Source organism: Nocardia neocaledoniensis (assembly GCF_003182135.1).
Lineage (GTDB): Bacteria > Actinomycetota > Actinomycetes > Mycobacteriales > Mycobacteriaceae > Nocardia > Nocardia neocaledoniensis.
In genome coordinates, this window is record NZ_QGTL01000018.1 from 85,516 (window position 1) to 97,340 (window position 11,825).

11 protein-coding genes and 1 riboswitch are annotated in these 11,825 nt (G+C 70.4%); of the genes, 4 read left to right on the top strand and 7 right to left on the bottom strand.

Going from position 1 to position 11,825, the window contains the following annotated elements; translation table 11 throughout:
* Positions 1-124 precede the first annotated feature (124 nt).
* The gene (locus DFR69_RS31950) at positions 125-613 is read left to right on the top strand and encodes an inorganic diphosphatase (protein WP_110041413.1); all 489 of its coding nucleotides are present in this window, start codon (positions 125-127) and stop codon (positions 611-613) included.
* A gap of 193 nt (positions 614-806) precedes the next feature.
* Here DFR69_RS31950 and DFR69_RS31955 read toward each other — a convergent pair whose 3' ends face one another.
* From DFR69_RS31955 to DFR69_RS31975, 5 genes are all read right to left on the bottom strand, one after another.
* Positions 807-3,770: an AfsR/SARP family transcriptional regulator gene (locus tag DFR69_RS31955; protein WP_110041414.1), complete on the bottom strand. Its 2,964-nt coding sequence runs from the start codon at positions 3,768-3,770 to the stop codon at positions 807-809.
* Between the two features lie 123 nt (positions 3,771-3,893).
* A complete protein-coding gene (locus DFR69_RS31960; RefSeq protein ID WP_110041415.1) occupies positions 3,894-4,121 on the bottom strand; it encodes a hypothetical protein in 228 nt (75 codons plus the stop codon).
* Between the two features lie 123 nt (positions 4,122-4,244).
* Complete coding sequence (locus tag DFR69_RS31965; protein WP_110041416.1) at positions 4,245-5,924, bottom strand: MDR family MFS transporter; 1,680 nt, start codon at positions 5,922-5,924, stop codon at positions 4,245-4,247.
* Positions 5,921-6,433, bottom strand: coding sequence for a MarR family winged helix-turn-helix transcriptional regulator (locus tag DFR69_RS31970; RefSeq protein ID WP_110041417.1), 513 nt, complete (start codon positions 6,431-6,433; stop codon positions 5,921-5,923). The genes DFR69_RS31965 and DFR69_RS31970 overlap by 4 nt, the downstream gene beginning before the upstream one ends.
* 68 nt (positions 6,434-6,501) lie before the next feature.
* Positions 6,502-7,323: a crotonase/enoyl-CoA hydratase family protein gene (locus DFR69_RS31975; protein WP_110041418.1), complete on the bottom strand. Its 822-nt coding sequence runs from the start codon at positions 7,321-7,323 to the stop codon at positions 6,502-6,504.
* Positions 7,324-7,429: 106 nt separating this feature from the next.
* Between DFR69_RS31975 and DFR69_RS31980 the strand changes: the two genes are divergently transcribed.
* Complete coding sequence (locus DFR69_RS31980) at positions 7,430-7,906, top strand: YbaK/EbsC family protein (protein ID WP_110041419.1); 477 nt, start codon at positions 7,430-7,432, stop codon at positions 7,904-7,906.
* Positions 7,907-8,113: 207 nt separating this feature from the next.
* Positions 8,114-8,581 (top strand): flavin reductase family protein, encoded by a 468-nt coding sequence (locus tag DFR69_RS31985; protein ID WP_244198569.1) that lies wholly within the window; start codon positions 8,114-8,116, stop codon positions 8,579-8,581.
* 382 nt (positions 8,582-8,963) lie between these two features.
* Here the strand turns inward: DFR69_RS31985 and DFR69_RS31990 are convergent, their stop codons facing one another.
* Both DFR69_RS31990 and DFR69_RS31995 read right to left on the bottom strand, forming a co-directional pair.
* Positions 8,964-9,521 (bottom strand): excalibur calcium-binding domain-containing protein, encoded by a 558-nt coding sequence (locus DFR69_RS31990; RefSeq protein ID WP_244198563.1) that lies wholly within the window; start codon positions 9,519-9,521, stop codon positions 8,964-8,966.
* A gap of 145 nt (positions 9,522-9,666) precedes the next feature.
* Positions 9,667-10,983, bottom strand: a complete 1,317-nt coding sequence (locus DFR69_RS31995; RefSeq protein ID WP_110041422.1) for an aminotransferase class V-fold PLP-dependent enzyme — start codon at positions 10,981-10,983, stop codon at positions 9,667-9,669.
* A gap of 45 nt (positions 10,984-11,028) precedes the next feature.
* Positions 11,029-11,143: riboswitch (SAM riboswitch) on the bottom strand.
* Positions 11,144-11,289: 146 nt separating this feature from the next.
* On the opposite strand from DFR69_RS31995, the gene DFR69_RS32000 reads away from it, so the two are divergent.
* Positions 11,290-11,724, top strand: a complete 435-nt coding sequence (locus tag DFR69_RS32000; protein ID WP_110041423.1) for a MarR family winged helix-turn-helix transcriptional regulator — start codon at positions 11,290-11,292, stop codon at positions 11,722-11,724.
* The last annotated feature ends 101 nt before the right edge of the window (positions 11,725-11,825 follow it).

An 11,825-nucleotide genomic window follows, 5' to 3' on the forward strand; every position in this document is an offset into this window, starting at 1 on the left:
ACTGCGCGCCTTGGCCGCCTGCCGCACCGGTGTACCAGCACACCACACTATCCTCGTTGCGCAACGGTTCCCCAGAACGATCTGGCGATTCGGCTACGACAAGCACTCGAAGCAAGGAGATGGCGTGGAGTTCGACGTCACCATCGAGATCCCGAAGGGTTCTCGGAACAAGTACGAGGTCGATCACGAGAGCGGCCGGGTCAAGCTCGACCGGTACCTGTACACCTCCATGGGCTACCCGGCCGACTACGGCTTCATCGAGAACACCCTCGGCGAGGACGGCGATCCGCTGGACGCGCTGGTGCTGCTGCCGGAGTCGGTGTTCCCCGGTGTGATCGTCGAGGCGCGTCCGGTCGGCGTGTACCGCATGACCGACGAGGCGGGCGGCGACGACAAGGTGCTGTGCGTGCCCGCGGGCGACCCCCGCTGGGATCACATCCAGGACCTGTCCGACGTCTCGGAGTTCGAGCTGTCCGCGATCAAGCACTTCTTCGAGCGGTACAAGGATCTCGAGCCGGGCAAGTACGTCCAGGGTTCGGAGTGGCTGAACCGCGCCGAGGCCGAGAAGATCATCGACGAGTCCTTCGCGCGGCTGAAGGAATCCGGCCACTGAGCCGAGCTCGTACGAAAAACGGGAAGTCCGAACCTGGTTCGGGCTTCCCGTTCTCGTTACCCGGTCCGGGCCGCCGACCCCCCGGCGACGACGCGGCTCGCCTGCGCGAATACCGGTGTACGTAACCCAATCTATCGCGTGAACACATGTGTTCGCCACCGCCGCAACCCGATTCGGGCCCGCGATGATGCCACTATGACGCCGCGATGATGTCGCGGCGGGCACGCAGGGCGGCGAGGTGGTCGTGCAGCAGCGCCATCACCGGCGCCTCCAGCTCGGCGTCGAGGCGCTCGTGGGTGAGATGGGGGTCCTGCATCGACTCGAACGCCTCGGCCGCCGCGAGGAACGACTCCTCCGCCGCGGCGGGCCTGCCGATCGCCTGCTTGATCAGCCCCTGCAGCACCAGGACCCGCGCCCGGGTGAGCGGACCGATGGCCCGGGTGAGCACCTCGATCGCCTCGTCGACCACGGGCTCGGCCTCCGGCGCCCGGCCCGCCATCAACAGCACGTGCGCCAGCCGGGACAGCGCCCAGCCCAGCCGCAGTTCGATGCCGCCGACCCGCGCCGAGGCCACGGCCTCCGTGCACAGCCGCACGCCCTCGGCCGTCTCGCCCTGATAGACCAGCGTGACGCCGAGTTCGTGGGTCGCCATCACCTCGAGCGACCGATTGCCCAGCTCGGCCGCCATCGCCTTGGCCGTGATCGCGCGTTCGCGGGCCGCCGCGTACTCGCCCGCGTCGGAGAGCGTCTTCACCTCGTGCACCAGGCAGGCGCATTCGATGGCGCGGTCGCCGATCCGCCTGGCCAGCCGGATCGCCCTCGCCGAATGCGCGAGCGGCGCGGCCGTCTCGGTGCCGCGCCTGGTCGAGGACGACAACAGCTGCGCGGCGAACGCGGTGAGCCTGGCGTCGCTGATGGTGCCGCGATCCAGCGACAGCGCGATCCGCTGGTGGTCGCGGCCCTGCCGCAGCGCGCCGAGCGAATAGGCGAACAGCGCGCCGAGGGCGACCCGCACCCGGCACTCCACCGAGCGGTCGCCGGTGCGCAGCGCGGCGTCGAGCAGTTCCTCCAGTGCCCGCGCGACTTCCAGGCAGTTCGCGCCGCCGTCGATGAGTTCGGCCGTGGCCCAGGCGATATCGGCGGCGGGAGCCAGCACCGGCCCGCCGGTCTGAGCGCACTGGCGATACAGCGAGACCAGGTTGTGGCGCTGCTCGACGAGCCAGGCCTGGGCGGCGTGCTCGTCGGCGAAACGGATACCCGGCGCCGTGGTCGGCCGCAGGTGCTCGGGCAGCCGGGTGCCCGGATTGCACACGGCCACCGTGTGTTTCACCGTCGCCAGGTAGAAGTCGAGCAGCCTGCGCAGCGCGGTGAGCGGCGGATCGGCCTGCCCGGTGGCCGGCAGTTCCCTGGCGAACAGGCGCAGCAGGTCGTGATAGGTGTAGCGCCCCGGCGCGGCGGTCTCGAGCAGGTTCAGATCGACCAGGTCCTCACACACCTGTTCGGCGTCGAGCACGTCGACGCCGAGGATCGCGGCCGCGCCCTCGGTGCAGATCTCGCCGACCTCGGGCACCGCGAGCATCCGGAAGGCCCGCGCGTGCCCGGCGTCGAGCTGGTCGTAGCTGATCCGGAAGGCCAGTTCCACGGCGAGTTCGCCGGTGCGCAGCACGCTGAGCCGCTGCTCGGTGTCGCGCAGCCGCTCGGCCAGGGTGTGCACGGTCCAGGCCGGGCGCGCGGCGAGCCTGGCCCCGACGATCCGCACGGCCAGCGGCAGCCCGCCGCACGCGCGCAGCACCGCCGCGACGGCCTCCGGTTCGGCGGCGATCCGGCACGCACCAGCGATACCGGCCAGCAGGCTGTGTGCCTCCGCGTCGGTGAGCACATCGAGGCGGACCGCGGTGTTGCCCGGCAGCTCGGGCAGCGCCGACCGGCTGGTGACCAGCACGGCCGATCCCGGCGTGCCAGGGATCAGCGGCGCGATCTGGTCCACCGAGCGGGCGTTGTCGAGAACGACGAGCACCCGCTTGCCGTCGAGCCTGCTGCGGAACTGGGCGGCGCGCTCCGCGGCGCCGCCCGCGAGCTCGCCCTCCGGCACGCCGAGCGCGCGCAGGAAGTCGCCGAGGGTGTCGGCGGCGGTGGCCCCGCCGGTCCGGTCGGCGGCGAAACCGTGCAGGTCGACGTGCAGCTGCCCGTCCGGGAACCGGTCACGAACCCGGTGCGCCACGTGCACGGCCAGTGCGCTCTTGCCGATGCCGCCCATGCCGCCGATCGTGCACACCGGGACGCCGGTGCCGCCGGCGGTGAGCCGCTCGGCGAGCAGGTCGACCACATCGCCACGCCCGGTGAAGTCGACGACGTCGGCGGGCAGCTGGGCCACGCGCTGCGTCGCCCGCGGTCGCGGCGACGTGGCAGGGGCCGCCAGTTCACCCGCGAGGATGCGGCGGTGCAGCTCGGCGAGCTCGGGCCCCGGCTCGATGCCGAGCTGGTCGACCAGGTCGCGGCGGGTCTCGGCGTAGACGCGCAGCGCCTCGGCCTGCCTGCCGGAGTGGTAGAGCGCCGTCATCAGCAGGCCCCGCGGCCGCTCCCGCAGCGGGTGCTCGGCGCACAGCGGCGTGAGTTCGGCGACGGCCTCGGCGTAGCGGCCGCGCCGCAGGTCCAGTTCGGCGCGCTGTTCGAGCAGGAGCAGGCGCCGGTCGACGAGGTGGGCGCGCTGCCGGTCGGCGAAGGGGCCGGGCAGCCCGGCCAGTGGTGTTCCGGTCCAGTGCCGCAGGGCCGCGTCGACGACCTCGCGCGCGGTTCCCGGATCGCCGGAGTGCAGACCGGCCAGCAGTTCGTCGACCTGTTCGATGTCGACGCAGCCCGCGGGCACCCGCAGCGCGTAGCCGCCGCCGAGGGCCACCAGCACGCTGGGCGGCGCGCCCGCCGCGCGCTCGGGTTCGAGCACCCGGCGCAGGTGCAGGATGTGGTTGCGCAGCGCGCCGACGGCGCTGGCGGTGGGGTTCTCGCCCCAGACGTCGTCGATGAGTTCGTCGACGGTCGCCGATCGACCGGTCCGCAGCAGTAGCGCGGCCAGGAGAGCGCGCTGCTGCCGGGAACCGAGGTCGAGCTCGGTCCCGCCGCGCCAGGCACGGATCTCACCGAGCACGGCGAACTTCAGCATGCGGACAAATCTCTCTCCGGGGGAACTCAGACCGACAATCTAGCCAATTGCCCAGGACCTGGTCCCACCGAACGCGAGAAGGGGCACCCGGCGCTGTGCCGGATGCCCCTCCTCACGCCGGGACTAGTACCAGATGTAGAGGTCCCAGCCGTCCCAGTATTCGACGCACTCCCAGTAGTAGCCGCCGGTGTAGGACGACTCGCCGTCCGCCCGGCAGGCGGCGAGGGTCGCGTAGGTGCCGTAGTAGGTGCCCTCCGGTCCGGCGGACGCCGTGCCCGCGGCGACCGTCGACACCCCGGCGACGGTCGCCAGGGCCAGCAGTCCGGCGGCGATGGTGTTTTTGATGCGCATTTCGGGTACTCCTTAGCGTTCGTTTTCGACGTAACGAACGCTATGGACCCGGGCGCTCCGAAACAGCCACCCCTAGGGGGACTTTCACCCCACCATGGGCACTTCCACCTTCACCACCCCGGCTCAGCTCGTCTCGGTGGCGTCCTCGCGCCGCCCCGCCGCCTGGATACCGCCCTGCGTGCGCAGCGGCACCTCCTTCCAGAACAGCACCAGGATCAGGGCGAGCAGCGCGACGCCGGTCGCGGCCAGGAACACCGTCGACATCGCGTCGGCGAAGCCCACCTGGAACGGCTCGGCCAGCTTCGGATCCAGCTGCTGGATGATCGAGCTGTCGCTCAGTACCGCGCCCGCGGCCGAGGTGTCGTGGGCCAGCAGACCTTTCGCCAGCGCGACGTCGGCCGGGTTGGCGCTCTGCGCGCCGGCGATCACGGCCTGCTGATAGCCGGGATCGCTCGCGGCCTTCTCCATCTGCTCGGTGATGTTCGGGGTGAGCAGGGAGAACAGGATCGACAGGAAGACCGCGGCGCCGAGGGTGCCGCCGATCTGCCGGAAGAAGGTCGCCGCCGCGGTGGAGACGCCCATGTCCTTGGGCGGCAACGCGTTCTGCAGGGCCAGCGTCAGCGGCTGCATCAGGTTGCCGAGGCCGAAGCCGGTGATCGCCATGAACACCATCGCCAGGGCCAGCGGGCTCGTCGCGTCGAGCAGGTGCAGCAGGAACAGCCCGGCGGTCAGCGTCGCGGCGCCGATCACCGGGAACACCCGGTAGCGGCCGGTTTTCGAGATCAACCGGCCCGAGAGGATGGAACCGAGCATCAGCCCGAGCACCAGGGGCAGCATCTGCAGCCCCGCCTCGGTGGGCCCGGCGCCCCGCACGACCTGCAGATACTGCGGCAGCAGCAGCATGCCGCCGAACATGGCCGAGCCGACGACGAACGAGATCACCACACCGAGCGCGAACGTGCCGTTGGCGAAGATGCGCAGCGGGATCAGCGCGGCATCGCCCATGAACCTCTCCACCGCGACGAAACCGGCCAGGCCGAGCGCGCCGACGACGTAGCAGACCACCGATCCGGTGCTGCCCCAGCCCCATTCGCGTCCCTGTTCGGCGACGATGAGCAACGGCACCAGCCCGATTGCGAGGATCACCGCGCCGAGGAAGTCGATCCGATGGGTGGCGTGCGGCTTGCGCGGCAGCTTCAGCACCCTGGTCACCACCACCAGCGCGAGCAGGCCGAGAGGCACGTTCACCAGGAACACCCAGCGCCAGCCGGTGACGCCAAGGATGGTGTCCTGGCCGGCGAGCAGACCGCCGAGCACCGGGCCCAGCACGCTCGATATCCCGAACACCGCGAGGAAATAGCCCTGGTAGCGGGCCCTTTCCCGCGGACTGATGATGTCGCCCGTGATGGCGAGCGCCAGCGACATCAGGCCACCGGCGCCGAGGCCCTGGAAGGCACGGAACGCCGCCAGCTGATACATCGAGGTGGCCAGCGTGCACAGCAGCGAGCCGATCACGAACAGCCCGATCGCGCTGAGGAAGAACGGCTTGCGGCCGAACATGTCCGAGAGCTTGCCGTAGAGCGGGGTGCTGATCGTGGCGGTGATCAGGTAGGCCGTGGTCGCCCACGCCTGCAGCGAATAGCCGTGCAGGTCGTCGGCGATGGTGCGGATGGAGGTCGACACGATCGTCTGATCGAGCGAGGCCAGCAGCATGCCGAGCATCAGCCCGGACAGGACGGTCAGGATCTGGCGGTGGGTGAAGCCGGCGGGCGAGTCCGTCGCCGGATCGACGGTGGCCGTCACGACTCGTGCTCCCTCGCGCTGGAGATCGGCTCGGGCGAGCGGGACAGGACCGGACGGGCCGCGTCGTAGTCCGCGACGAAGCGGGACAGCAGTGCGGCGAAGGCCGCCCGGTCCTCGCTCGACCAGTCCTCGGTGACGACGGCGATCGAGTCGCGGCGCCTGGCCCGGATCCGGTCGGCCGTCTCGTGGCCGGAATCGGTCGCCTCGAGTACCGTGGCGCGGCCGTCGTCCGGGTCGGCGGTGCGGCGCACCAGGCCTCGTTCCACCAGCTGCGCGACCTGTCTGCTCACCGTCGACGCGTCCGAATGGACCGCGTCGGCGAGCGCGCCCGAGCGCATCGGACCGTCACAGACCAGCCGGAACAGCACGACGAACCCCGCCGGGTCGATCCCGGAATGGTCCTTGATCTGGGCCAGTGCCCGATCGCGCAGCCGATGCAGCCGGACGAGCTGGATGGCGATCGTGTCGATCGCCGGCTCGTGCTCACTCGATTTCACCTTTACTTGCATCAATCAAATAGTTGTGCGATGCAAGTATGTAGACAGAACGGCTGCCGTGGCAACCGTTGGAACTGCCTTTACTCGCCCTTGAACTCGGGCGCGCGCTTCTGGAACACCGCCGTGATGGCCTCGGTGAGGTCCTTCGACGGCAGGAACGCGGCGTTCCAGGTCGACACGTAGCGCAGGCCGTCGGCCACCGCGGGGGCCGTGCGGTGCTCGAGCACGTCCTTGATGCCCTGCACCACCAGCGGCGGGTTGTCGGCGATCTCGCGCGCCATCGCGTGCGCGGCGGCCACCACGGCCTCCTGATCGTCGAACACCTCGTTGACCAGGCCCATCCGCTCGGCGCGCGCCGCGTCGATGTCCTTGGCGGTGAAGGCCAGCTCGCGCAGGTTGCCCTCGCCGATGATGCCGGGCAGACGCTGCAGCGAACCGATGTCGGCGACGATCGCCACCTTCGCCTCGCGCAGGCTGAACTTGGCGTCCGCGCTGGCCAGGCGGATGTCGGCGGCCGCGATCAGGTCGAGTCCGCCGCCGATGCACCAGCCCGAGACCGCGGCGATCACCGGCTTGGTGCACTCGGCGACCGCGGTCACCGAATCCTGCATGCCGCGAACCACCTTGAGGAACTCGGTGCGCGGCGCCGCCTTCGCGTCGTCGGCCAGCACCGGCGCGAGCATGCCGCCCATCGCCGCCAGGTCGAGCCCGAACGAGAAGTGCTTGCCCGCGCCGGTGAGGACGACGGCGCGCACCTGCGGGTCGGCGTCGAGCTCGCGGAAGATCTCCGGCAGCTCGCGCCAGAAATCGGGTCCCATCGCATTGCCCTTGCCCGGCCCGGTCAGCGTGACCTGGGCAACGTGGTCGGCGATCTCGACGGTGAAGGCCTGCCAATCAGTCATGCGACGAGTCTATTGGCGCGAGGTCAGCTGCGCGCGTGTGCCCTGCCCCGCACCCCGAATTCCCACTCCCCCGGCATCTTTCCCGCAATCCACCTACTCTGGATTCATGCGCAGGTCGTCTCTTCCGGCGGTCGCATGCCGCGTCGCCGACACGCTCATCGCCCGCGGGCACCACGGCGTCATCGTTTCCCCCGAGACGCCCGCGTCCACCGCCGCCGATGCCGCCCGCGCGCTCGGCGCCCACCCGACCGCCATCACCACCTCCCAGGTCTTCCTGCTCGACAACGACCCGGTGCTGCTCCTGGTCGCCGACCACCACGCCGTCGATCTGGTCCGCACCGGCAAACGCCTGGAAGGCACCCTCCGCCCCGCCCCCGCCGAACTCGTCGAGCGGGTCACCGGCCAGCCGATCGACGGCACCGCCCCCGTCGGCCACCCGACCAACCTGCCCACCTGGGTCGACACCGCCCTCTCCGAACACCCGGAGGTCTGGGCGGCAGGCGGCCACCCGAACACGGTGTTCCGCACCAACTTCCGCGAACTCGTCCGCATCACCGCGGGCCTGCCGATCCAGGTGGATTGAGCGAGCACCGCCGCGCGACCGGGCCGACTGCCCGCGTGCTCGCGATCACAACGACCCGACCTCGAGGAGGGGCGGCGACCTCGAGCGCGCCGGCGCTCCAGCAACAGGGCGTAGGTTGGGGCGGTGGGTGAAGTGCGACGTACTCCGGCAGAACTGGTGGTTCCCGACGATCTGAGCGGGATCACGGCCGAGCAATATCGGGCGTCGATGCGCCATTATCCGGCGGGCGTCACCGTCGTGACGATCGGCGGAGCGAGCGGCCCCGTCGGCTTCACCGCCACCTCGTTCGCGTCGCTGTCGCTGGAACCGCCGCTGGTCTCGTTCAATATCGCGCACACCTCGTCGAGCATCGACGCCCTGCGCGCCGCCGACTCGGTCGTCATCCATTTCCTCGGCGAGCACCAGCACGACCTCGCCCACCGCTTCTCCCGCACGGCCGCCGAACGCTTCACCGACCGCGCCCTCTGGACCACCCTCGACACCGGCGAGCCCGTCCTGCACGGCACCCCCATCTGGCTGCGCACCACCATCCACCAGCTCATCGACATCGGCGACCACACCCTCGCCGTAGGCCTGGTCACCCGAGTCCACGACGAAACCCAACACACCCCCGCCGCCGCCCCCCTCCTCTACTACAACGGCAAATACCACCGCCCCACCGCCCTGGACCTCTGAACGGATCACAGCGCATGAGCGAATTCCGCGTCACCGGCGTATTCCCTGTCAGCTTCCGGCGCAATCCGTTCGCAGTGGGATACGGGGACATTCGACATCGGAGACCCAGTCGAGCTCCGACGCTCTGGTGGAGTGCTGGCGTGCGGCACACTGGACGCGATGGTGATTCATCGGTCGCCGAGAGGCGAGTTCACGCATTTTCTCGGACGAGGTCGCGCAGCGAGTTCGCGCCGGTGACGTCATCCAGTCGATGGAGATGACGGACTACCTCATCAGGACGCACGGCGGCGCGGACCTCGTCGAATCCGCGCGGGACGCACACCTCGGGCGAACAGTGCCGGGCGAGTTGATTGATCCCGATTCAGCGGCCGACTGACCTCGCCTACTCGCAGGCCACGCCGTCATTGTTGCGGTCGAGACCCGCTCGGTACCCGGGCTCGCCGCGCATGATCGGGGCTGCGCCGGCGGCCCGTGCCTCTGTGCAGTTGTCGTAGTAGACGTTGGAGGCGGACGGTGCGGGTGGTGGGGCCACGAAGGGCTGAGGAGCCGGCACTGTCGTGGTCGTGACGATCACCACGGGCGGCGGTGGCGGTGGCGTCTGAGTGGTCGTCGGCACGGCCGGGACAAGCGGCGCGGCGATGGTGGTTGTGGGCGTCGCGACTGGGACAGTCGTGGTCGGTGCGAGGGTCGCGGCGCCCGCCGCGGTCGAGGTCAACGACGTGACCGTCGAAGTTCTTGTGGTGGTCGATGTTTCAGCAGGCCGAGTGGTCGACGTGGCCGTGGCCGTCGGGGACGGCTGCTCCTCGGCGATACTCCCGAGCACCCCCAGACCGAGCACGCCGGCCACGCCGACCCCCGCGATCAACGGCCAGCGGCGCTTCTTGTCCTGTGGCCTGGGCGGACGGGCCCACGGATCGGGCGGCTGCATCGGTCGAGTCACTGAATCCCCTTGGAGTTCGTACGTTCCTTGGGGCCTTCATCGCGACCTGCGGAGAGGCCGTTACCCAATTTGCCGGAGGGTCAAACCTTTTCGATCTTGGTCGGCTCGACGTGGCCCGACAGGCAGCCGGACCACGTCGGACAGATCAGCCGATCAGGCAGGGGGCGGCGCCGGTGAGGGTGTCGGAGGTGAGGGGGCGGGTTTCGGGGGTGGGGTTCCAGTGGGCGCCCGTGGCGGTGTAGGTCCAGGTGGGGCCGGTGGTGACGAGGCGGGTGATCGCTTCGATGAGGCGGTCCACGTCGGCGGCGGTGGTGCCGAGGCCGATGCTGGCGCGCAGGGCCGCGTCGAGGCCGAGGTGGGCGAGGAGGGGGTGGGCGCAGAAGCGGCCGTCGCGGACGCCGATGGCGTGTTCGGCGGAGAGGTAGGCGGCGACCTGGCCGGGGGCGTGACCGGCGACGGTGAAACAGACGATGCCGACGGTGTCGGGGCTGTCGGACCAGATGCGGACCACGTCCACGCCGGGCAGGGCGGACAACCCGGCGCGCAGCCGGTCGGCCAGGAACCGTTCGTGGGCAACGAGTTCGGCGGGATCGATGGCGGCGAGCGCGTCGCAGGCGGCGGCGATCGCGGCCGCGCCGAGCACGTTCGGCGACCCGGCCTCGTGCCGCTGCGGCGCCGCGGCCCAGTCGACCCGATCGACGCCGACCTCGCGCACCGCACCGCCACCCGCCAGGTACGGCGCCCCGGCGTCGAGCCAATCCCGGCGCCCGACCAGCACACCGCTGCCGAACGGCGCGTAGAGCTTGTGCCCGGAGAACGCGAGGTAGTCGATTCCGCTCTCGCGCAGGGAGATCCGGCGATGCGGGGCCAGCTGCGCCGCGTCGACGAGGATCCGCGCGCCGCACTGGTGGGCGATGGTGGCCAGCCGCTCGAGCGGCAGCACCTCGCCGGTGACATTCGAGGCGCCGGTCACCGCGAGCAAAGCCGCAGGCCTGCTGCACAATTCGCCGATGACGCGCCGGATCGTCTCCTCGACGGTGTCGGCGGCGCGCACCACCCGGCGCCCGTGCGCGGTCCACGGCAGGAAGTTCGCGTGGTGTTCGATGTCGAGCACCACGGTCTCTCCCGGCACGCACCCGGCCAGCAGGTTCAGCGAGTCGGTGGTGTTGCGGGTGAACACGACGACCTGGTCGTCGCAGGCGTCGAGGAACCGCGCGACCGAGCCGCGCGAGGCCTCGTAGCACTCGGTGGAGATCCGCGAGGCGTAGCCTGCGCCGCGGTGCACGCTGGCGTAGTACGGCAGCAGCTGCGAGATCCGGTCGGTGACCTGCTGCAACGCGGGCGCGCTGGCCGCGTAGTCGAAGTTGGCGTAGGTGCTCTCGCCGCCTTGGACGAGCGGTACGCGCAGGTCGGCGCCGGAGACGGCGGCCAGGGCACAGGTGGGGTCGATTACTGCGGTCATCACGAAATCCCGTCGGCTCAGGGACCCGGTTCATCGAAGAAGGCGAGTCCGCGCTTGCCGCGCCCACTGCGGACGGCGGCCTGGTCGTCACCCGGAGCACCCCACCGCGGAGGAGGGTTGCCGACCAGCTAGCCGGGGCTTGACGCTGGTACTCGTGACCTGTGGACGAGAGTGACAGACGATCGCGGGCGCTGTCAACCACTCCCGCGGATTGCCGCTCGATTGCCCTACCGCCAATGATCTGCCGTATCCACGATGGAAGACCCAGATGATTGATCCGCTCAACTATTTGTTAGAGTGGCCGGCATGTCCACGAACCCGAACGCCGTCCGCGGCCTGCCGCGCTACCCGGTGTACGCACTCGGACGGCTCACGAAGGCACTGCACGCCGAGATCGACGTCCCCTTGCGCGATCACTGGGTGCTCACCTTCATCGCGGAGAACGCGGATCTGACCCAGAAGAAGGTCGGCGACGCGCTCGGCATCGACCGCAGCGAAGTCGTCCGGTTGGTCGACGCGCTGGAACGCGGCGGCCTGGTCGAACGCACCCGCGACGGCAAGGACCGCCGCAAGTACCGGCTGCGGATCACCGACGCCGGGCGCAAGCAGTGCAAGCGCACCGACCGCCTGATCGCCGACGCCACCGCGCGGGTGCTCGAGCGGCTCGATGCCGGCGAGCAACGGCAGCTGCACCAGCTCGCCCTCACCGCGCTGGGCGAGGACCCGGGATCACCCTCGTGATCGGCGCCGACGGCACGCTTCGCGCTGCCGTCCGAGCGCTCACCTCCCGAGTACCGTTGGCATCTGGTGACCATCCTGTTTGCCCTCCGGTAACCCGACCG